This is a genomic window from Nostoc sp. NZL (assembly GCF_015714705.1).
Lineage (GTDB): Bacteria > Cyanobacteriota > Cyanobacteriia > Cyanobacteriales > Nostocaceae > Nostoc > Nostoc foliaceum_A.
Genome location: NZ_WBKL01000170.1, coordinates 16,756 through 38,784, shown reverse-complemented (window position 1 = coordinate 38,784; position 22,029 = coordinate 16,756). Strand labels below are relative to the sequence as shown.

The following is a 22,029-nucleotide window of genomic DNA, read 5'->3' as shown; positions in this document are numbered from 1 at the left end:
AAATAAGCATAAGAGCAATAGCAGAAAGACTACAACAAATTATCTGTGATGTCTCGCAATGAAAACAGATGGCGAATCTGGCTCATGGAAATTATGCCTAATCATATTGTCCGATTCGTTTAGACATACACTTAAGCCTAAAAGCCTTAAATATTTAGCTTTGATTATAGCCGTATGCCTGTTGAACTGAGGTTGCCTTCTAATAACCTCCAACCCTTGAAGAAAAAAATGGAGAAATATATGAGGGAAACAGGAATACAGCTAGGCTTGCTAATTAACCACAAGCATCGCCGAGTCTATATTTATCGTCCTGAGGTACCAGAGGAATGTCTGGAAAATCCCGCGGCTATTCGCGGTGAATCAGTATTATCTGGGTTTATTTTGAATATGAGTAAAGTTTGGTAGTGTAGGCATCGTAGGATTTTAGGCAAATCAGATGTGAATCATGCCACCGCTATAAGCCAAAATTTTTATAGATACTCACACAGGTACAGTCCAAATGGATATTAAAAATGGCTTCGTCGGCGCTGTTGGCAACACACCTCTGATTCGCTTAAACAGCTTCAGCGAAGAAACAGGGTGTGAAATCCTTGCTAAAGCAGAATTTCTTAATCCTGGCGGTTCCGTCAAAGACCGCGCCGCACTTTATATCATCGAAGATGCAGAAGAGAAAGGTCTACTCAAACCCGGTGGTACCGTTGTAGAAGGAACTGCTGGTAATACTGGCATTGGACTGGCGCATATTTGCAACGCTAAAGGCTACAAATGCCTAATTATTATTCCCGATACTCAGTCCCAAGAAAAAATAGACGCACTGACAGCACTCGGCGCAGAAGTTCGTCCCGTCCCTGCTGTACCCTACAAAGACCCAAACAACTACGTCAAGCTATCTGGCAGAGTCGCTGCTGAGTTGGAAAACGCTATTTGGGCAAATCAGTTTGATAACTTAGCCAACCGCCGCGCCCACTACGAAACCACAGGCCCAGAAATTTGGAAACAGACAGATGGTAAAATAGATGCATGGACAGCTGCAACTGGTACTGGTGGTACTTATGCTGGTGTGGCGTTGTACTTGAAAGAACAAAATCCGGCAATTAAATGCATTGTAGCCGATCCACTAGGTAGTGGACTTTATAGCTATGTCAAAACCGGCGAAATCAACATAGAAGGAAATTCTATCACCGAAGGCATTGGTAATGGTCGTGTCACAGCCAATATGGAAGGCGCGCCTGCTGATGATGCTATCCAAATAGATGACCAAGAAGCTTTGCGGGTAGTTTACCAACTACTGAGGAAAGATGGGCTGTTAATGGGCGGTTCAACGGGTATTAATGTTGGCGCAGCTGTTGCCTTAGCGAAGCAGTTGGGGCCAGGACATACCATTGTCACCATCTTGTGTGATAGTGGTTCCCGGTATCAGTCGCGGATATTCAACCCTGAATGGCTAGCCTCAAAAGGACTTTCAATAGATTAGTGATGGGTTATTGGGCATGGGGCAAGAGGACTTGGGGACAAGGAGAATTGGGGACAAGGGGAAAGACTTGTTTCAAGTTCTCACCTCATGTCCCTCTCTCCCCACCTCTCTCCCCTCTGTGTTCTCTGCGCCTCTGTGGTTCGTTAAAAAATGTCAAACATAACTCAATCATCAAACTTCCCCACAATAGACCAACCCTCTTCTCCTAGATGTGTGCGGGTTTGTCAAAATCGTACCTGTAAAAAGCAAGGTGCAGTTAAGGTTTTAGCAGCTTTTGCGGCTTTGCCAATTCCTGGTGTAACGGTAACGGCTAGCAGCTGTTTGGGACAATGTGGCAATGGGCCGATGGTACTGGTATTACCTGATATGGTCTGGTATAGCGGCGTTCAACCTGATGAAGTATCTCTACTGGTAGAAGATCATTTGCTAGGTGGTCAAAAAGTCAAACAGATGCTCTATTATCGGTTTCATCCCCAGAAATAAAGCTAAATTTTCAATATCAGGGTCTGCAATCTTGTTGACTGAAGTGAGGCATCCAATGAATATCCAGCAGTTGCGTCAATCCTTAAAACAAAAGTGGCTGATTTACTACGATCAAAATATTACTTGGCTGGTCAAAATGCGAATTTGGGGCACTTACGATGGTCTGCGGCGTCCTTTGTCCGGTTTTATTTTGGCAACACTCTCTGTTTTAGAACCCCAGTTTGATGAAATACTTTCTTTTATGCTGGATCTGAATAACGATCCAGATAAAATAGTCGCTGCTTTAGGTCTTAACTTCAATCCTGATGAAGAGTTACGTTTAATAAAATCAGAATATTCTATGGCTGCAAGCCAAATTGAAAGCGAGTCGCTAGATGAGAAGCATTCTGAGGATAAACATTTGTCATCGGCTGTAAGTACCAGCAAGATTGCGCTTCATTCTCTTGCCAAGACTCTAGACACCAACTTGTCACGCGCCGATCAACTTGTGCCATCGATTACAGCTACTGCTGAGGTAGTTCACACACGCAAACCTGAGTTGGTAGTAGCAAATGCAACTAAAATTGCTCCAGATACTCCGATAAAAACACCACCCTCCGGTTTTCTAAGGGAATATCAACCAATAGGATCGCGCTCTGCCCTGACAATGACTGCTGAGGTTAATAGCAAAGCCAAGACTATGCCATCTATGGCGTTAGCTACCGAGGTTAAGAACAACGCACTATCTGTCCGAATCCCTGTAGGCGCATTGCTGGCAATTACTACTGAGATTAACAGTAATGGCAAACCAGTGCGATCGCTAGCAATTACTACCGAGGTTAAAAGCAACGGCAAACAACCGAATATTCAACCACAAGATGTTAAAAGCAAAGTTAATTTACCAACCACTAATGCCCGTAGTCTAGCTTCTTGGGTAGATGAATTTTGTTACGGCGCTAGGAATAAAGAAGATGTTTTGACTTGAATTGCTTACGGGTACTCGTGAGAAACAAAGGGAATTTCTACTATTTCACCTTCAGTTTCTCCCACTTTAACTTTTAAGCCTACGCCACCAGCTTTGGTGCGAATGTAACCTAGTCCAAAATAACCATCAGCCGTTTCTGTGTAGCTGGTAAGTTTGCCGACCTTTTCATCTCCAACTGCGATCGCACTTCCAACTGATGCAGGGGCACTGAGCCGGATACCCAAAAGGTGTTGTTTTACACCTTTATATGTATTTAACCGAGCGATGGTTTCTTGCCCAATATAGCAACCTTTATTAAAAGAAATTGTTTGCCACAAACCAACTTCCAGAGGATTGTAATCATCTGTGAGTTCCGAATCTGGGGCGGGGCGACCTTGTAAGATTCGTAAAGCATCCCAAGCGCGATCGCTCATCTCTACCGCCCCGGCTTCTAATAGTTTGTTCCACACTGTTGCTTTGTCAGTATAGGGGAAAGTAAAGGTGTATCCAGGAGCAGCTAACCCACTACCCACAGCAATCCGCACTCCCTCAGCCGGAGCGATCGTGTATACTTTGTGACTACCGTAAGGTTGCCCGATGAGTTCGCCAATACCCAATTTTTCTAAAATAGCGTCACTTCCTGGGCCAATCAGACTGAAGGTGTTGGTGTATTCGGTGATATCAGATAATTCCACCTTGTCGGCAAAGAAAATATATTTATCCAGCCATTCCATGAGAAACTGGCGGCGGTTGGGTGAAACTAGCAAGATTACCGCATCTTCTCTAACGTAGGCGGTTGCTAAATCAATTGTTCTGGCTGTGGAAGTAACGAAAACTGTATCACAACCTTGTCCAGGCTTGAGTATTTGGAAATTGTTAGTACTTTGGTTGTGTAAGAAATTGAGGCGATCGTCGCCAGACACTTTGATGCGTCCCCAGGCGGTGCGATCGCATATTGCAACCCCTTCTTTTGCGGCTTGGATAGCTGCTGCGTCTTTATCGTCAATTGTAGATGTTGGCATGGTGATGAGAAGTTGCCCTGTTTCAATGTTGTCGCACTGGAAATATTAGCAAATAAGCGTTTGCGCCTTCAATGCACCTCCGATTTTCTTCTAGCGTAGAATCATATCAAGAGGCAGTGGTGAATAATAAAGACCTATTTAGATACAGCAGTTTACAAGTAAGTGAAGTACAAAATGCAGAACTCAAAATCAGAAGTTTATACCAGAATATATCAGTATTTTAACTGTTGTCTTATCCGTTAATACTTACTTAGGATGTAGCACAATATTTTTATTATCTCAGCCATTGTGAAATCTCTTCTACAGACTTACCTAGAACAAGAAATCTGGATACTAGTACGAGATAAGTGGTATTTTGCCACAGTTATTGGAGTTTGGGATGATTTGTTGTGGTTTAAACATAGAACTTACAACAAAGATACAGAAGAGGATACTCTCTGGGAAATGGTTGTGAAAATCAGTGAAGTAATTGCTATTGATAAAGTGAGGTCTGTTATTAGTAGAAAACCAGAGGTGCTTATTTCACGCTTACTAGAAACTGATCAAGGCAGAAGCGATCATCATCAAGATGATGAACATTAATTAGCTAAATAGTGAAGTATCTACACTAACCTTTCCTGTAGAATACTACTGCGAACGGTATAGTGTAGGCTTCCCATCTCATCTGCCATTGCCATATTAGGGACACCAGAAGGGTATTCGGGACTTATGGCTATTATTGTATAACTACCCTCAAGAGAGGCGATCCCTTCTCTACGAGACGCTACGCGTAGCTTGCTTCCTCGTAAGGGTACAATGGGCTACGCCTACGCTAAGACAATAAAGATGTTCGCACGATAGAGGTCTAATATTAATCTGATAGACTATCTTAAATTTGAAATTATAAAAGCTGGTAGCTCAGGGCTGATAACTAATTATGAGTGAAGCCTTATTCTGTATCGAAAATCTACGAGTTGCCTATCCTGGGCGGAGTGGAGAAGAAGCAACCTGGGCGGTTGATGATGTATCTTTTACCTTGCAACCAGGTGAAAGAATGGGATTGGTGGGAGAATCGGGTTGTGGTAAGTCAACTATAGGACGGGCAGTAATGCGTTTACTACCAGCCTCTAGTCGGGTTGAAGGACGGGTAACGTTTCAAGGACAATCGGTATTTGACTTGATGCCTAACCAGTTGCGGAAATTTCGCGGAGAGGCGATCGCCTTAATTTTTCAAGATCCCATGACACGCCTCGATCCGTTGATGACGATTGGTAAGCATTGTATCGAAACCCTTAAGGCGCACTCACCAGAATTATCAACGCGGGAAGCCAAAAAAAGAGCACTTGCTACCTTGGCAAAGGTGAATATTCCAGCTAGTCGCTGGAACCAGTATCCTCATGAGTTTAGCGGTGGAATGCGCCAACGGGTAGCGATCGCTTTAGCTTTACTCCTCAACCCCAAGTTGATTGTTGCCGATGAACCCACCACCAGTTTAGATGTCACCGTTTCCGCGCAGATATTGAAAGAATTAACTCGCCTGTGCGGTGAAGAGAACATGGGATTGTTGCTGATTTCTCATGATTTAGCAATGGTGGCTGAGTATTGCGATCGCATTGGCGTTATGTACAACGGCAAAATGGTCGAAATGGGTGCTACAGAAACCGTCTTTAGGCAACCTCAACATGAATACACGCGATCGCTCTTAAAAGCAGCTTTACATATTCAAGCAGTAAATGATGATGGAGAATTGATAATTGCCAATGATTCAGAAAAGCAATTACCGATTATTAATGATAAATCCCCAATTTTGAGTGTTACAGAACTAAAGCAACACTATACCATTGAACCTAACTTTATCGAACGACTGTTTAAGACAGAAGCGCAGACAATTAAAGCAGTAGATGGTATTAACCTGAATCTGTATCCAGGAGAAATTCTCGGTTTAGTCGGGGAATCGGGTTGTGGTAAAAGTACGCTATCACGAACAATCTTGCAACTAATTCGTCCCACTAGTGGCAAAGTAGAGTTTTTAGGACAGGATTTAACTACACTGTCGCGTCAAGAAATTCGCTCCTCACGGCGACAAATACAAATGATTTTTCAAGATCCCCATGCTTGTCTCAATCCAGCGATGACAGTGGGACAAAGTATCGCCGACCCTTTATTTATCCACAATCTAGCCGATCCTGTTAAAGCAAAAGAACAGGTTTTGTGGATGCTAGAGAAAGTTGGATTAACACCGCCAGAAGTGTATTATGAGCGTTACCCATCAGATTTGTCTGGTGGACAACAGCAAAGAGTTGCGATCGCTCGTGCTTTGATTACTCACCCTAAACTTTTAATCTGCGATGAACCCGTAAGTATGTTAGACGCTAGCGTGCAGTCGCAAGTGCTGGATTTGATGTTGCAATTAAAGGAAGAGTTTGAGTTAACTTATCTGTTCATCACTCATGATCTTTGGTTAGCTCGATTTTTGTGCGATCGTATTGCCGTGATGAATGGCGGTAAAATTGTCGAACTCGGACTTACAAAAACTATTTTTGCTAATCCTCAGCACCCTTATACCAAAACCTTACTAGCTGCTGCTCCGTTACTAGCACGCGCTTAACTAAACAAAATCAGGAGTTATGAGTTTAAGATTCTTAACTCCTAACTCCTAACTCCTAACTCCTAACTCTCTTCCCTTCCCTCAAGTAATTTAGTTGGTTCACCACTCGAACCATATAACTCAACGAATCTTTTAAACAGTAACGCAGTCTCGTGATTTGAAGTCCTGCTTAAGTTGAATAAACGCCCTATATTTTTCTCAGCTAAAGCTCTTAGATACGGTAAATCTTCAAATAGTGTCAAACAAGAAGCAAAATGCAAGATTATTTGTAATAATGGCTTTGGCCACTCTAGATCACTATAAATATCAATAAAGAACTGATGTTCTGAGTCATTTAACGGGAAAGCATGAAATATAACAATTATCCTTTTGTTATTGTAGACTGGAATACTCAGTTCAACAGTGTAGGGAGTATGTAATATTAAATCCACCTCTACAATCGGTTGTCGCCAAATTCTTAAAGGATTAGCTGGCGAGTCTAATATTGTTTGGAATTTGATTATTCCACCAGTATTTGTCGGCTGAAAGTGGCTAATTTGAAAAATTCTCAGGTTATTAAGGCTAAAGTTATGAACTGTTTCCAAATGCCTTAAGTTCAATAGATGATAAATTTGGCAAATATAAGGAAACGGTAAAATGTACTCCTGGCTAATCATGTGCAGCTTTTTAACTTGAAGTTTGTTAGCTTGAGTACGAGCGAGATATTCTTGATATTGGCTGGGCCCTAGATCATTGCTGTTGAAACTTTCATCAGGCTTGAGATATAGCCAACTAACAAAAAAGAAAAAGGCTGTAAATAGCTGAAATATTTCTATGGGAGATAAATAACCATCAGCAAATGCAGCTATACTTCTATCGGTTATTCCAAAAAGCCAAGATGGAATTCCAAATAGCCAGATATTACTTTTAATTTGATCTATTAAAAGTGCTATCTCAACATTTGAGATATTACTACTTTTATTTATATTTAATTCATCATTGTTTTTTAAACAATTATTAAACATAATATTGTGATTTTACTTGATACTAGTAATGGATAAAGAAGATTTATATTAATTTTAAATACCAACATATAGTCACAACCTCTATCTTGAGCTGTATATACAAGTTTGATTTATTCATATCCACTTAGAATAAGTTCTCATGAGTCTGGCTAAAAAATTCAAGGCATTGCTACACATAAACCTAAAATTTATGCATAATACAATACGGTTTAGTTAAGCATTTGCTTCTTCTCTCTGCGTCCTCTGCGCCTTGGTGGTTCGTTAAAAAATTGACTTTAATAACAGAGTTTTAGCCTTAACTGAACTGTATTAATGCATAATATCCAGCCATCGTAAAATTCTTTGTAAGCTTTGCTATTAAAGAATTTCATATTGTATTCTCTGATGCATAAACTAAAAGTAACAACTTTGCTAAAATCTTTCTGCTTGCTGAGTGCAAAAATTGAAATTATCTAATTTTTACAAAAGTTGTATATAGATATCTAAATAAAAAGTTGATTTTTACTGACATGATTTATCTAAGTAGGGCGGCGTGAAAAAATCAAACTATGTAAATACGAATAAATAAAATTGCTATATCTACCGAGGTAACTCAGATATAGGCGATTGTATATCAAAAGATTGGCAAGACAAAATACTGTTGAACCTGACAATTGCGGATATAGCACAGAAAGTTGCTAAATCGAATCAGGAGGAATAATTTGTTCTGCGTTAGTTCCTACCAGTTTCGCTTGAAAACTTTTAATGCTCAGTAACCGAAAAATAAAATAATTTATCTTGTTTGATGCCAAGCTATCTGAGGAGAATATATCGAAACTCCAGTGAGGTTAAGCGATGGTTAATCAGACATACACAGCTGATGTCTTAGTTGTCGGTGGGGGAACCGGAGGCACTGCCGCTGCTATCCAAGCGGCGCGACGGGGAGCCAAAACGATTCTGGTGAGTGAATTTCCTTGGTTAGGGGGAATGCTGACTTCGGCTGGAGTATCCGCACCCGATGGCAACGAATTAGAAGCCTTTCAAACAGGATTATGGGGTGCGTTTTTGCAGGAATTGCGACAACGACAGCCAGGTGGATTAGATAACAGTTGGGTAAGCTTTTTTAGTTACGATCCTCAAATTGGGGCAGAGATTTTTGCCGATTGGGTGCGCGAATTACCAAATTTGCACTGGATTTCTGGAGAAGTGCCAATAGAAGTGTTCCATCAGGGTGATTCTATTACTGGTGTGCGCTTTGATGATTTTGCTGTCATGGCCAAGATTATTCTCGACGGCACAGAATTGGGAGATTTATTGGCTTTAGGTGAGATACCTTACCGCTGGGGCTGGGAATTGCAATCTGAGTGGGGAGAACCCAGCGCTCCAGTCTCTTTTAACTCTCTAACCAAGAGATATCCGGTGCAAGCGCCCACTTATGTAGTGATTATGCAAGATTTTGGTGAAACGATGTCTACGACGGGCGTAGCTGCGGCACCAGAAATTCCGGCTGCGCCTAACTATAATCCATCCCAGTTTACAGGTGCTTGGGATAGCTATGGAGCAGAGACGTTTTTGAACTATGGACGTTTGCCTGGTGGCCGATTCATGATTAATTGGCCAATCTGTGGCAATGACTACGGCGAAGGAGTAGGGCGGTTGATAGAGTCAGGTGTAACCAGAGGTGAATTCATCCAAGAATCTCGCTGGCATAGCCAAAATTTTGCCCATTTTATCCAAAATCAGCTTGGTCGTCGCTATGGTTTAGCAGAAAAAGTATTTCCTCACACCCCTACTGCTTTTGCACTACATCCCTATTACCGGGAAAGCCGCCGCTTAGTAGGGCTAACTACTGTCCGAGAACAGGATATTTTGCCGATTGCTGGAGGCAGAGTTGCATCTATATTTAATGATGCGAGGTTTTGCGTACCATTTCGTGGAAGCAAGCTACGCGAAGCGTCTTCGATAGGAGAAGCGTTCGCCCTACAGCCCTTTGGGCATCCTACGGCAGGCGTTTGCGAAGCGATCGCTGTTGGTAACTATGCCAATGACCATCATTATCCTGGTGTTCAGTTCCCACTGCAACCTAAATCTATCCAATGGGGGGGACGTTGGACTGGAACTCCCTTTACAATTCCCTACAGTTCCTTAATTCCAGCCACAACAGATGGTTTCTTGGTTTGTGAAAAAAATATTTCTGTCTCCCACATTGCCAATGGGGCCACCAGATTACAACCCGTGGTTATGGGCATTGGTCAAGCAGCAGGGATGGCAGCAGCGATGTGTGTTGAGTTAAACTGCCAGCCAAGGGATTTACCTGTTAGGGCGCTGCAAACAGCTTTATTGGAAGATAATCGCTCAAAAACAGCAATTATTCCTTTGTTTAATCTTCCACCCAATCGTTCGGATTGGCTGCATTGGCAACTGTATTACTTAAATAACCCACAAGCCTATCCAGCTAATGGTAATTGCCCTTGCCCATCGTGGGATGAGAACCCTGACTCTGCTTTTGGCAAGGCATTAATTCAGGAAAGTAACTGTTTTAAAGGCATTTTTTACCGCTTGGATCAGCAGGAATACAGATTCACTGTCACAGCACCAACCGCATATCAAGGTCAAAATTGGCAGCTTGTGACTTTGCGATCGCATATCGACGAGCAATTACGCGCTTATCCTCACGAACAATTAGTTACATTGTGGGGTCGTCAGAACCACTTTGGTAATTGGTTATTAGTCGAACATTTAAACGGAGGATAAGAAGAGTTTATTTTCAGTAAAACACAATACTTTTTGATGAATTGTCCGGATATTAATCAAAAAGCTAAGTATCAGTGAAGTGGAGAGTTCCAAAATAGACATCTGCTATGCGTGCTGCCATTTCACTTTTAGTCTCGAGTCTGGTGTTCGGCCCCTTAGCTTCTAACTACCAAGCAATGGTCAATCACTTATCCTATGGGCTGCTTTCCACGCCTGCTTCGGAACAGTGGCTCTCGGCGGCATCTGAACAAAATCCAGATGATGCGCCACGTCATCGCGGTAGTGGACGCAGAGAAGTGACGCAAAAATCCGGAAATATCTATGCTGTGGTTTAACTACCCTAGGGTAATGCCTTTTTTTTCAAAGGAACCAAATTACCAGAAAACACGATGTTGTGCTAAAGTCTTTTGCACAGCTTTTCTGGCAGAGATATATACAGTTGACACACGAAAATCTTCAGCAATCGCTTAGTATTTCAACTGCAAGCTTTGTATATCATAAGTTGGTCTCAATCCTAGTGATCAAAACGCAAATTAAATTAAGTGCCTTGATCAACAGCATTACCAACTCCTCAAAAGCTACACCACTGTTGCTCATATTTCTGAGAAGCTCTGTGTCTCAATCCTCAACGGCTTTAGAAATAGATGTTACTTAGGTTATCAGTTAATCTAAAGCACATCTAATTCAAACATTTTGCTGGTTGAGGAAACAGCCTTAAGCCAACTCCACTTTATTCCCTAATAGGTTTTCTCATACATTAAGTAGCTGGTTATCTACATCAGCAACTAATTGCTCTTCGCTCCGACACCTGTTTAGCGTCTTTTACCGAAGCATAAAATCCCTTTCGTTTCATCTGAGCTTATCTAGGGCATGGACTTGCATAAGTAGTACAAGTTTATTGCATTTGGCAATGAATCTTACTATTCCTGACCTACTCTTACACCCTAGTTCGTTCTCCTCATAGATGGCTGCCGACACAATAAATATTAAGAGGGATCTGCTAAATCATCATAGTCATCTTAATTATTCTACACCCAAGGACAGATGCAAAATTTTGCATCTGTCCTTTTTAGATGAATTTTATTTAAAGAAAAGGAGATGGGGACTTTTAAGAGGCAGAGAGAAAGGGGGCAACGAGCAGGGGGAAACTATTTTCTCTTCTTTGCTTCTTTTGTCCCAATGCGCAATTTCTTTCACACGGATGTTTTCTTGCGGTTATTTTCTCTTCCTTGGATGCCGTTAAGGAACATCGGCACAAACTTCTCGATAAATATCTGTGGATCGCGTTGCCAAGCCTTTTGTGCAGCCTGAATCCTAGTAAATTGCAACTCAGGCGCTAGCAAAGTCTGGGGTAAGCGTTCCATCAGGTACTGGGGACGTTGCCAAAGCGGCATGGTATTTGCCACTTCCACCAAGTTGGCAACTCGTCGCAGTTCTGCACCCAAGGTGATATCCATTCCAGCTTCAAAAGCCGCTTGTTCAATTGCGGTATATTTTTGCTTGGCTTGCTCTACTTTCTGCTGATGTTCTGGACTCTTACGTGCAAGTTCTCCTAGCCAGCGATTACCCCACCGGACATGTCCTGCTTCCTCTGGGAGAATTTTTTCAATCGTTTCCCGAATTTTGATGTTTTCTTCTGTCTCCGGTGCTTGCTTGAGTGCATAAATGTGGGCAGAAAAATACTCACAGCCCCGTTTTTCTGTGGCATTAATTGCAGCAAGGGAAGAAATCACAAAATCTTCAAGGTTTTGGACAGGATCTTGTTGTTCGTGGTCGAGCAGGCGTTCAAATTCATTGATATAGGAAGAACCGGGCGGCTTACCAATATCTGCTCCCAGTTCTGCTAACAAGTCAGTCAGCCACATGGCATGACGAGCTTCATCCGAGATGTGATGAGACAAATCCCGCACCAGTTCCCGTGGCTGTCCATTCAGTTTTTCAATTAGGTCAGTCAGGTCTTTGCAACTGCGTTGTTCACTGTAACGGTAGCGGTTTAGGGTAATTAGATGGATTTCGCGATCGCATACTACCCGTTTCAATACCTCTCTGGCACCCAAAACATTCTGAAATTTACGTGGGTAGGTAACTGTCATAGATTATGTAAATTTTTGTAAATATGTATTTGATCGTAACTTAGTTTTTTGCAACTGCTGTATTTGTGCCGCGTCAGTGAAAAAAAGAGTAAAGGTTACAAAAACTAATCACTTGAGTTGCACTTAAGTCTCAGACCTTTTAAGTGTAAATAAAAGTAACGAATAAAGGTTCAGTCTTCGGAGAGGTGTGTTTTTTGAGGTGAGATAAATCCGAAGTCAGATGTTTTTAGCCATTAAAGGTAGATTAGGGAAGATTTTTCCAGCCTTGGGAAAAAATAGCTGATATTGTCAACAAAAGCAAATATAAATTTATGTAAAAAGTAGCCTATGTTACAGAATTTTTGTTATAGTAGTTTATAGAAAGAACCAAAAATTATATATTCACGAAATAGAGAGGACTATGGTTATGTCTATTGCAGATAAATCTCGTGCATTAATGGTGCGTGAACATCAACAAGTCAAGAATCGCCAACAATCAATGCTGATGCGTGCGGCACAAGAACTTGGTCTTCCTGAAGAAGCATCCCACTACTGGAACCCGATTCAAGGGAAGGTAGATGCTAACAGTCGGATGATTTATGGGCCAAGTCATGCTTCCATGAGCTAAGTTTGAAGAGTTTTAATGTTGATTTTTTAAGTGAATATTTCAACTGACGACTCTGGAAAAAAAGCCACCCTCTAGGGTGGCAAAACTTATCTACTTAGATAGGTATGGTACTTAATTAAGCATCGTAGTAGAGGTAAAACTCATAAGGATGAGGACGCAGCTGCAACTGCTTGGATTCATTAAGCTTGTAGTCAATCCAGTTTTCGATAAAGTCTTCCGTGAATACGCCTGATTCTGTCAAGAAACCGTGATCGTTTTCTAGTGCTTGCAATGCCAGTTCTAAAGAACTTGGAGTTGAGGGAACCTTTGCAAGCTCCTCTGGAGAAAGTTCATAGATATTCTTATCTAAGGGTTCACCAGGATGTATTTTGTTCTTGATGCCATCGATACCAGCACAAAGCATTGCAGCAAATGCCAAGTAAGGGTTAGATGTAGCATCTGGACAACGGAATTCTAAACGCTTGGCTTTGGGGTTCTTACCAGATAGAGGAATACGGATAGAAGCAGAACGGTTCCCTTCGGAGTAAGCCAAGTTAACAGGAGCTTCATAACCAGGTACTAGGCGCTTGTATGAGTTGGTGCTGGGGTTGGTAATTGCCAACAGCGCTGGCGCGTGTTTGAGAAGACCACCAATGTAGTACAACGCCATATCGCTCAAACCAGCATACTTATCACCTGCAAACAGAGGTTGGCCGTCTTTCCAGATAGACTGGTGACAGTGCATTCCCGAACCGTTATCGCCAAAAATCGGTTTTGGCATGAAGGTGACAGTTTTGCCGTATTTCTTGGCAACGTTCTTGATGACATATTTGTAAATCATCAACCAGTCAGCCGCTTCGATCAATTTACCAAAGCGGAAACCTAGTTCGCACTGACCACCAGTGGCTACTTCGTGGTGATGCTTTTCAATGGGCACACCTAATTCTGCCATTGTCAACAGCATCTCTGTACGGATATCTTGGAAAGAATCCGTTGGTGAGACTGGGAAGTAACCTTCTTTGAAGCGTGGTTTGTAACCCAAGTTGGGTTTTTGCTCTGTACCGGCTTTACCAGAATTCCAAGCACCTTCTTCGGAGTCTAAGAAGTAATAGCCTTCGTTAGCAGTTTGGGCAAACCTAGCACTATCAAAGATAAAGAACTCAGCTTCAGGGCCAAAGAAGGCTGTATCACCAAGACCACTGGAAACTAGGTAATCTATTGCTTTTTGGGCAATAACGCGTGGGCAACGGTTGTACGGTTCACCCGTGCGTGGGTCTTTAATACTACAAATTATACTTAGTGTTGGCACTTCCATAAATGGGTCGATCCAAGCAGTGTTGGGGTCGAGCACCATTGTCATGTCCGATTCGTTGATCGCTTTCCAACCCCGAATGCTGGAACCGTCAAAAGCTACGCCATCAGTGAATGCAGTCTCATCGATTTGATTTTGGTACAGTGTGAGGTGCTGCCAAGTCCCTACTGTATCGATGAATTTGAGATCAATCAGTTGAATTTTTTCATCTTGAATTTTCTTCAAGAGTTCTTGGGGTGTCGTCATTGTTACTCCTTCTCTACCAATTTCCTAAAGTAAACCCAGAATCTTACATTGCATCCTAACCCTGCTGATCTCAATCAGACCGTGACACACCAGAAATATCTTAAATACTAGACATTAGCTGATTTTGTAGTTTGTGCTACAGATATCTGGATTATCAGGTTATATTAACCTTTCAGGGATCATCTGTACAAAACTGGAAAGTTCATCATATAGGGGTCAACTTTGGCATAGAATCCATAGATAGTGGATAAATTGTTTTTGTGCCGAATCTATTTTTAATAGCACAAAAATTTACTGGTGCATAAGTGCAGCCAAATAAATATCAAACCATAAATAGTAATGATTGGGAGAAGAAGGAATGCGCGATGCGGTAACAAGTTTAATTAAGAATTATGACTTAGCTGGTCGGTATTTTGACCGGAATGCGATCGATAGCCTGAAGTCTTACTTTGACAGTGGTACAGTCCGAGTACAAGCGGCGGCGGCGATAAATTCTAATGCGGCTGCACTTGTCAAGCAAGCTGGTTTGAAGTTATATGAAGAACTGCCAGAATTGATTCGTCCTGGTGGAAATTCTTATACAACTCGTCGTTATGCGGCTTGTCTGCGGGATTTAGACTACTACTTGCGCTACGCTACCTATGCGTTGGTTGCTGGAAACACAAATGTGTTGGATGAGCGTGTGCTACAAGGGCTGCGGGAAACTTACAATTCTCTAGGAGTACCTATTGGGCCTACTGTTCGTGGTATTCAGATTCTCAAGGATCTAATTAAGGAGCAAGTAGCAGCAGCAGGTGTGGTTAATACTGCTTTTGTAGATGAACCATTTGATCACATCACACGCGAGTTGAGCGAGACAGATATTTAGATTTTAAGTGGGCAAGGTGTCTGCCCCACAAGAATTATAAATAGCGATCGCACTTTTGTCTGTGTTGGGAAAAGAGCGATCGCTTTTTTATGAACCCTACCAGGCGTTGAAAAGGGCGTTCCCAAGCGAGTTTATGAAGGTATATTTTCCGAACGCTTTGGTCAGCGAATTCTTCATAGTATAGGAATAAACCTAATTGTCTTTGACGAGCAACTAGAAAGTTTCATCAGTATCGATTTCCCAGCCACCTGTCTCGATGTCGATTGCAACAATTTTGCCATAATTATTTGCTTCGACTTGTGGGCGCACTTGAGAGTCGTAGATTTCATCACCGCGACGAGCAAATTCTTCTTTGCTGTAATGAGGTTGTCGTAATGGCATAATAAATCTTTCGTAGTCTTAGACGACTGGTTAGGAAAAAAATCCTCTAGCGTTTATTGTAAGCTGGATAGTTGAATGAGACTGGCTAAGGAATGCGATCGCTCCTAGATGAAATGCATTAGCCTATCTTATCTGGACTAGAACCGCTATAAGCCACAATAGAAGTTGCCGATGTTTGAGGCGCTGATTATGGAAGAATTATTAACCCTAAAAGACTTGCTTGTTAAGGGCGATGTTCAAGGAGCACTAATTATAGTTGAAGAATTAACAGAAATGAGCCGAAATGACATAATTAAGACGATTCGTAGCTATGCAGTTATTTTGCTGTTGCATCTGATTAAACAACAAGCTGAAAACCGCACGACTCGCTCTTGGGAAGTCTCAATTCGGAATTCGGTTCTGGAAATTCAACGAGAAAATAAGCGGCGTAAAGCTGGAGGCTATTATCTCACGCCAGAAGAATTGTTAGAAATCTTAGCAGAAGCCTATTTAAATGCCAGTAATGAAGCTTCCCTAGAAGTAGAAGAAGGTCGTTATGAAGTCCAAGAATTAGAAAAGCTGGTTAACCGCGAAGAAATTATCAATCGTGCTTTGGCTTTAATCTTACCAGGAGAGTCTAATTAATTGGCTAAACAGCGACTCGATACATTATTAGTAGAGTTAAATTTATGTTCTTCTCGCGCCTTAGCACAGCGGTTAATTCAGGCGGGGGAAGTTACTGTTAATCAGCAGTTAGTTGATAAACCTGGGACTGAAGTTGATATTGCATCTCAAATAAATATTAAAGAGCGATCGCCTTTTGTTTCTAGAGGCGGTGAAAAACTCTCCAAAGCTTTATCAGTATTTGCCATTCCCGTAGCAGAACGCATTTGTTTAGATGGTGGGATTTCTACTGGTGGTTTTACTGATTGCCTCTTACAAGCTGGAGCAAAACAAGTTTACGGAATTGATGTCGGTTACGGGCAAGTTGACTGGCGGTTACGAAATGATTCGCGGGTGATTTTGCGGGAACGCACCAATTTACGGCAACTACGACCAGATGAGCTATATGGCAACGATGACCCGATTCCTGATTTGGCGGTGGTCGATGTATCGTTTATTTCTTTAACCAAGATTCTGCCTGCTTTATGGCAGTTAACTCAAGCGAACCGGGAAGCTGTGTTATTAGTCAAGCCGCAGTTTGAAGTTGGCAGATCCCGTGTGGGTAAAAAAGGCGTTGTGCGTGATCCAAACGACCAAGCTGATGCCATTTTCCAGGTGTTGCAAGCAGCGCACCAATTAGGATGGAAATACAAAGGCTTAACTTGGTCGCCGATCACTGGCCCGGCTGGGAATATCGAATATCTTTTGTGGTTGGGAATGGAAAGTGAAACACCACTACCTGATTTAGAAGCAATTAAGCAAATAACGCAGTCAGCAACAACTGATTTACGGAAAAGTTAAACTTCATAAATTAGACATTCTACGGAATCTGGATGGCGATCGCAATAATTATCCAAAGAGGTTTTCTTTGATTTTGCTTGCTGTTGATCAGCTTTTTCAGCTTGTAATTCTTCCACAATATCCCAGGCTACGGCACAACCAGCAGAATCACTGCCATTTAGCTCACAAGTTGTCCGGGCTTCAGTAATGGCTTCAGTAATAGCTTCTTCAAGATTTGTCGCCCCAGCAGTTTCAAATGAGTTTAGGGTAGTTGTCATGATACTTTTACCTTTAATTTACAGAGTATAGATATTCACTGTGAGCTTTCAATGACCCCAGGAACCTCACATTTCCAGTTTAGATAGGCTTCCCATAAGAGGTGGTGGTAAACACCGTCATCTTTTTAGGTAATTTGAGTGGGAATTGCCCTCTTGTCACCCTTGATTTAAAAAGCTAAGGGAATTCCACTAATTGGAATCACTAGTAGAGGTGGTCATGTTTTCAGTCTTGCATTCCAAATTCGGAATGTCAGTCAATTGTCAGAAGAGTTTGATAGAAGTTGATAATCACTTATAAACGGCAACAAAAAGGAAACAATTCTTATTTATTCTCAATATTTTATGCCTAACTCTTGTCGCAAGCGATACAGAATTGTATTTTGGTCAACTTGAGAGAGAATTTCTTGAATGACGCTGCTAGCGCCCAACTGTCCCCAAGTGCAGCCTTTTTCGAGATAGACTTGGGCAGCTTTACCAACGGAGTATGCGCCATAACCAGCGATACCAGCTTGAGCGATCGCACTGCCAGCAAAGGCAGTAATATTGCTGGGATTGTCAGCACTAGTTATTGCAGCCGTACTTTTACTTAAACCTAGAAGAAAACTGCTACCTAATTCTCCCAGTAGCAAGCCACCAGAACTAAATAAAATCGTTTTTAAAATTTTCCCGGCTTCATAGCTAGTCATCGGCAAACCATACAATCTAGCTAGAGCGCGAATTAAAGCCAAATCAGCAACAGTTCCGCCAAGAATATCTAAGAAGGCAATGGGATTGAGCATTACTGCCAAAGCTTTGTATTTGGTAAATTGCCAAATGATATCTTCGGCTTCTTGTTCGCGTAAATCGATGGTTTTTTGAGCGATCGCGGCTTCTGCATCTCGTGCTTGAATGAGTGCATTTAAAGCCAGAAGCGATCGCCCTTCTCGATTGAGAATATTCAGAATTGTCTCCTTGAGTTCGTCTACTTGTGGCGGTGGTGTCTCCCATTCATAACTAACACGCCCATCAGCCCATTCAACCCGTACTTCCATTGGTGCTGGTTCCGCCGCCACCATCACAATTTCATCCGGTAGTAGAGGTTTTGCTTGAGGATGTCCAGCACCCAGTTGTTGCAAATTTTGATAAATCGCTCCCTGGTCTGTATCTGGGTAAAGGTCAATTTTGTTAAACACCAAAATCAGAGGTTTTTGTGCTTGCCTTAATTCCAGGAGTGCTTGATACTCAGTGCGCGTGATATCACCAGACACAACAAACAAAATCAAATCAGCTTGATGCACGACTTCTCGTGCCATGTCCGCCCGTGACTCACCCTCAATTTCATCTAATCCTGGGGTATCAATTAACTCTACTACTACCTTACCTCCTGGCTGCCAACGGACGGAACGGGGCCATTGAGTGACACCGTTCAGAGGCCCAGTTTGCAGAATCTTATCTCCTAGCAAGGCATTTAAAACTGCTGACTTTCCCCGACTCACCAAGCCAAAAGCGGCAATTCTAATGACGTTAGAATCCAGTTTGTTGAGTGTGGAATTCAAAGCTTCCAATTCTGGTTTCATCAAACCTACTAATTCTGGGTTAGATGACAACTGCCCTGACTTGCGAAGATATCCATACCAAGACAGCGCTTGTCTGAGACTGGCGCGGGCACGATTTAAATGAGTTTCTTGCAGATTGCGCACGAAGTTAGGTTGATTCAAGGTTGGACAAACAACAGGCTACATATCCATTTTGATCTAATTCCTCGGCTGTTTGCCTGTTTTGTCAAATTAGGCAATTGTCAAAAGAGTTTGTATGTCATTTTAGTACATGGGATTATGTTGATGATCCCAACACTTGCGATCGCGCCAGTTTCTGCCAGTATGTTCACATTCAGATGCATCATCTATCCAAGGAATCGATGTAGAGTGGTGCGAGGTTCCAATGGGAGCGAATAAGCTAGCAGTTAATAAGGGCAATAATAAGGATAAAGTTAACAATGTACAAATCGGTAAAGTGATTAAATATCCAGTTAGCAGCACAATATTACTATGAGTCCAAAAACTTCTGCATATTTTATTGTTTTTTTGGCTAGTTTTTAAGCTAGTTGGTGAATTGAAAAAAAGCATAATGCAACCCTATTAATGCCACTTGATATAGCAATCTCATTTGATTTGTAAAAGCCAAGCTGACTGAGAGCTAGCCGGGGTTTTGACTCTCAGTATATTTAGCAAAATCAAATAGGATTTTTATATGAGTATGGATTTTTACGTAAAAACATTATTGAAGCTATATATTCTGATGTCAAATGTGCAGGTGACGACTTCTTAAAAGTTTTAATATTTGGGCGCTAAAAAGCATTTTTGATGAAAATATGTTGAAGTTGTAGCAATCTACCTTGCGTAAATTCTGGCAAATTTAACTCATAGCCTTCCGGTAACGATGCTGCTTCGTTTTATTGCGATCGCTATAAACGATAGATCCGAAGCTTCACAAAGGGGCGCATCTGCGATCGTAGGCTATGAAGATTTTTTCAGTTAATTAAACTAAATATTGTTTAAGAGCTTTTATTTACCGCCTTCTGTCGCTGATGCCGTAAAAACCACTCATACAACTCTGGATTATTATATGTCTGCGTCCACGAGTCGTGATTGGCTTCTGGGTAAACTGTAAATTTTACATTCCCGTCACAGGCTTTGAGTGCAGAAACCATGATTTCTGACTCACTTAAGGGAACTACATTATCTTTGGCTCCGTGAAACGCCCACACAGGAAGATTTTTCAGTTTACGTGCTGCTTGTGGATTACCACCGCCACAGATAGGCGCGATCGCAGCAAATCGTTCTGGCTGAACTGCTGCTAAATGCCATGTTCCGTAACCACCCATGCTTAAGCCGGTTAGGTAAACTCGATTTGGCTCAACACGATAGGATGCAATAACCTCATCCAGAAGGGTACCTAATCGCTTTACATTCCAATATTCACCCTGCGGACATTGGGGTGAAATGACAATAAAAGGGAAATCCGGCTGTTGTTCTACAATCTTGGCGACACCGTGCCTTTTCACATTATCTAAGTTAGAACCTCTCTCACCTGCGCCATGTAAAAACAGGATCGTTGGCAAAAGTAGCTCTTGTGTTTCGTTGCGTAGGCGTAGCCCGTCGTAGGCATCGTCTACGGTGGGCGGAACGCCATCGCCACCGTCTGGATGTACCCCATCGGGCAAGAATAGCAGGTAGTTATAGCTGTCGCTAGAAGTAACTTGTCGTTGTAGTAGTGGCATAGCATTAAAAAATTTTGTTAGTTCAACGTTTGCGAACAGCAATGGTATAACTTGGCCGCTGTGTTGCTTCTCGTTGACTCTTAACTAACCGAAAGTCATTATCTATATATATATGCTCTAAAAAAGAAGTAGCTAGGTAAGCTTTTTCAAATTTTTTGACAGTATTTCTGTCCATATCTTTTAATTTGAGTTCTTGCTGTAAGTCTATATTTGGTGTTGCTTCTTTAAATTTCGATTCGACAATTGTCGTAAACCATTCGTCTGCATCATCAATTGTCAATGGAATCTCTCTATTCTTCAATGCCTGGAATATGCCAACATTTTTAATATCCCACTGCTCATCTCGAACTGAATACTTTTGCAACACCATTAAGTCATAAGCTGGTAGTCTTGATACAAATTTTTGCCAAAAACCAGACTGATATCCTGGTGCATAGCGGGCAATATTTGCATAGTAACCATCATTATGAAAAATTTGGTAAGACTGATCCTGTATCCTACCAGGTAAAATATCTTGATAGGGTATTGTAGACCATATTGGCACCCATACTCCCGTGACGATCGCCACTTGCTCTGCAACCTTATCAAACGGGTTACGTCGGCTCAACTCTGTAAAATATGGCGCTAATTCATTTTTATAAAATTCTACTTTGACTTTTAACGGCTCTACATTGTGGCCCTTAACAAGTTCTAAAATTTTATTTTTGATTTCTGGCGTACTCCAATATTTCAACTCTTTGGTAGTTGTGACATTTGCCATCACCATCCATCCTGGCAGAATTTCCAGATTTGTTTGCTTCACTAAATAGACTAACTTGCTCAAAAAAGACAGATACGGGGACGCAAAGAAAGAACTCTCCATGTCCCTGTGTCCCCGTTTCTCTTCAATGAAGGGCTACCACCAAATTCGATTTCCATTTTCGTCAACTCGTGCTTGCCGAATTACGTCAGAAATCTCTTCAGCATCTTTAACGTGGTGGAGTGCTTTCTTTTCGCCGTCGGGTTCATCTACAACGAAATAAGTTGGGACTGTAATCTTGTCACCTGTAATGTCTGGTACATCATCCACAGCTACCTGTTGAGCCTTTTCTTCAATAGATTGAGACTCATCAGCGATTCTATCTCCTGGATTCGCTGTTAAGTTTCTTTCTTTGACGTTCGGTTCTTCTCGTAAATGTGTATCTTCACTTACTGGTTGATTAATTTGATTTTCTTGATTTTTATCAGTCATGGTTTTTCAGGTATTCAACAATGTAGCTTTACTAATAACACTGTAGAAAATCGAAGTTACATATAGTTCTTTCTCTGGAGAGACTTTGAGAATAGATTTGAGTAAAA

At 41.7% G+C, this 22,029-nt stretch carries 22 protein-coding genes and 1 pseudogene; 12 read left to right on the top strand and 11 right to left on the bottom strand.

Going from position 1 to position 22,029, the window contains the following annotated elements:
* Window positions 1-180: 180 nt before the first annotated feature.
* The 4 genes and pseudogenes from F8R90_RS25030 to F8R90_RS25015 form a co-directional block, all read left to right on the top strand.
* Window positions 181-405 (top strand): annotated as a pseudogene (locus F8R90_RS25030) (Uma2 family endonuclease); the annotation flags it as partial.
* A gap of 94 nt (window positions 406-499) precedes the next feature.
* Window positions 500-1,474 carry a cysteine synthase A gene (locus tag F8R90_RS25025; RefSeq protein ID WP_196512921.1) on the top strand — a complete coding sequence of 325 codons (975 nt, stop codon included), beginning with the start codon at window positions 500-502 and terminating at the stop codon, window positions 1,472-1,474.
* 150 nt (window positions 1,475-1,624) lie between these two features.
* Window positions 1,625-1,957, top strand: coding sequence for a (2Fe-2S) ferredoxin domain-containing protein (locus F8R90_RS25020; protein ID WP_196512920.1), 333 nt, complete (start codon window positions 1,625-1,627; stop codon window positions 1,955-1,957).
* Between the two features lie 55 nt (window positions 1,958-2,012).
* Window positions 2,013-2,921, top strand: coding sequence for a DUF5331 domain-containing protein (locus F8R90_RS25015; protein ID WP_196512919.1), 909 nt, complete (start codon window positions 2,013-2,015; stop codon window positions 2,919-2,921).
* A gap of 5 nt (window positions 2,922-2,926) precedes the next feature.
* On the opposite strand, the gene ygfZ is transcribed toward F8R90_RS25015, so the two are convergent.
* Window positions 2,927-3,922, bottom strand: a complete 996-nt coding sequence (gene ygfZ, locus F8R90_RS25010) for a CAF17-like 4Fe-4S cluster assembly/insertion protein YgfZ (RefSeq protein WP_196512918.1) — start codon at window positions 3,920-3,922, stop codon at window positions 2,927-2,929.
* Window positions 3,923-4,210: 288 nt separating this feature from the next.
* On the opposite strand from ygfZ, the gene F8R90_RS25005 reads away from it, so the two are divergent.
* Complete coding sequence (locus tag F8R90_RS25005; RefSeq protein WP_196512917.1) at window positions 4,211-4,504, top strand: hypothetical protein; 294 nt, start codon at window positions 4,211-4,213, stop codon at window positions 4,502-4,504.
* A 334-nt stretch (window positions 4,505-4,838) separates the two neighbouring features.
* Window positions 4,839-6,509, top strand: a complete 1,671-nt coding sequence (locus F8R90_RS25000; protein ID WP_196512916.1) for a dipeptide ABC transporter ATP-binding protein — start codon at window positions 4,839-4,841, stop codon at window positions 6,507-6,509.
* A gap of 62 nt (window positions 6,510-6,571) precedes the next feature.
* On the opposite strand, the gene F8R90_RS24995 is transcribed toward F8R90_RS25000, so the two are convergent.
* A complete protein-coding gene (locus tag F8R90_RS24995; RefSeq protein WP_196512915.1) occupies window positions 6,572-7,513 on the bottom strand; it encodes a hypothetical protein in 942 nt (313 codons plus the stop codon).
* Window positions 7,514-8,347: 834 nt separating this feature from the next.
* Between F8R90_RS24995 and F8R90_RS24990 the strand changes: the two genes are divergently transcribed.
* Both F8R90_RS24990 and patX read left to right on the top strand, forming a co-directional pair.
* A complete protein-coding gene (locus F8R90_RS24990; protein ID WP_196512914.1) occupies window positions 8,348-10,246 on the top strand; it encodes an FAD-dependent oxidoreductase in 1,899 nt (632 codons plus the stop codon).
* A 107-nt stretch (window positions 10,247-10,353) separates the two neighbouring features.
* Window positions 10,354-10,581 (top strand): heterocyst-inhibiting protein PatX, encoded by a 228-nt coding sequence (gene patX, locus F8R90_RS24985; RefSeq protein ID WP_190897276.1) that lies wholly within the window; start codon window positions 10,354-10,356, stop codon window positions 10,579-10,581.
* Window positions 10,582-11,439: 858 nt separating this feature from the next.
* Here patX and F8R90_RS24980 read toward each other — a convergent pair.
* Window positions 11,440-12,339 (bottom strand): ferritin-like domain-containing protein, encoded by a 900-nt coding sequence (locus F8R90_RS24980; protein WP_196512913.1) that lies wholly within the window; start codon window positions 12,337-12,339, stop codon window positions 11,440-11,442.
* A 406-nt stretch (window positions 12,340-12,745) separates the two neighbouring features.
* Between F8R90_RS24980 and F8R90_RS24975 the strand changes: the two genes are divergently transcribed.
* Window positions 12,746-12,946 carry a hypothetical protein gene (locus F8R90_RS24975; RefSeq protein ID WP_109008028.1) on the top strand — a complete coding sequence of 67 codons (201 nt, stop codon included), beginning with the start codon at window positions 12,746-12,748 and terminating at the stop codon, window positions 12,944-12,946.
* A gap of 115 nt (window positions 12,947-13,061) precedes the next feature.
* Here F8R90_RS24975 and glnA read toward each other — a convergent pair whose 3' ends face one another.
* Window positions 13,062-14,483: a type I glutamate--ammonia ligase gene (gene glnA / locus F8R90_RS24970; protein ID WP_196512912.1), complete on the bottom strand. Its 1,422-nt coding sequence runs from the start codon at window positions 14,481-14,483 to the stop codon at window positions 13,062-13,064.
* Between the two features lie 358 nt (window positions 14,484-14,841).
* Here glnA and apcB point away from each other — a divergent pair, with 358 nt between their 5' ends.
* Window positions 14,842-15,351 carry an allophycocyanin subunit beta gene (gene apcB, locus F8R90_RS24965; protein WP_196512911.1) on the top strand — a complete coding sequence of 170 codons (510 nt, stop codon included), beginning with the start codon at window positions 14,842-14,844 and terminating at the stop codon, window positions 15,349-15,351.
* 213 nt (window positions 15,352-15,564) lie between these two features.
* Here apcB and F8R90_RS24960 read toward each other — a convergent pair whose 3' ends face one another.
* Window positions 15,565-15,732: a hypothetical protein gene (locus F8R90_RS24960; RefSeq protein ID WP_196512910.1), complete on the bottom strand. Its 168-nt coding sequence runs from the start codon at window positions 15,730-15,732 to the stop codon at window positions 15,565-15,567.
* Window positions 15,733-15,921: 189 nt separating this feature from the next.
* Here F8R90_RS24960 and F8R90_RS24955 point away from each other — a divergent pair, with 189 nt between their 5' ends.
* Both F8R90_RS24955 and F8R90_RS24950 read left to right on the top strand, forming a co-directional pair.
* Window positions 15,922-16,356, top strand: a complete 435-nt coding sequence (locus F8R90_RS24955; RefSeq protein ID WP_196512909.1) for a DUF29 family protein — start codon at window positions 15,922-15,924, stop codon at window positions 16,354-16,356.
* On the top strand, window positions 16,357-17,175 hold the full coding sequence (locus tag F8R90_RS24950) for a TlyA family RNA methyltransferase (RefSeq protein ID WP_196512908.1): 819 nt from the start codon (window positions 16,357-16,359) through the stop codon (window positions 17,173-17,175).
* Here the strand turns inward: F8R90_RS24950 and F8R90_RS24945 are convergent.
* The 6 genes from F8R90_RS24945 to F8R90_RS24920 form a co-directional block, all read right to left on the bottom strand.
* A complete protein-coding gene (locus F8R90_RS24945) occupies window positions 17,172-17,432 on the bottom strand; it encodes a Calvin cycle protein CP12 (RefSeq protein WP_196512907.1) in 261 nt (86 codons plus the stop codon). The genes F8R90_RS24950 and F8R90_RS24945 overlap by 4 nt on opposite strands.
* Before the next feature lie 332 nt (window positions 17,433-17,764).
* On the bottom strand, window positions 17,765-19,111 hold the full coding sequence (locus F8R90_RS24940) for a GTP-binding protein (protein ID WP_196512906.1): 1,347 nt from the start codon (window positions 19,109-19,111) through the stop codon (window positions 17,765-17,767).
* A gap of 120 nt (window positions 19,112-19,231) precedes the next feature.
* Window positions 19,232-19,537 (bottom strand): hypothetical protein, encoded by a 306-nt coding sequence (locus F8R90_RS24935; protein ID WP_196512905.1) that lies wholly within the window; start codon window positions 19,535-19,537, stop codon window positions 19,232-19,234.
* A gap of 428 nt (window positions 19,538-19,965) precedes the next feature.
* On the bottom strand, window positions 19,966-20,691 hold the full coding sequence (locus F8R90_RS24930) for a prolyl oligopeptidase family serine peptidase (RefSeq protein ID WP_196512904.1): 726 nt from the start codon (window positions 20,689-20,691) through the stop codon (window positions 19,966-19,968).
* A 22-nt stretch (window positions 20,692-20,713) separates the two neighbouring features.
* Window positions 20,714-21,493, bottom strand: a complete 780-nt coding sequence (locus tag F8R90_RS24925) for a hypothetical protein (RefSeq protein ID WP_331000708.1) — start codon at window positions 21,491-21,493, stop codon at window positions 20,714-20,716.
* Between the two features lie 93 nt (window positions 21,494-21,586).
* A complete protein-coding gene (locus F8R90_RS24920; protein ID WP_190897299.1) occupies window positions 21,587-21,922 on the bottom strand; it encodes a hypothetical protein in 336 nt (111 codons plus the stop codon).
* Window positions 21,923-22,029: the final 107 nt, after the last annotated feature.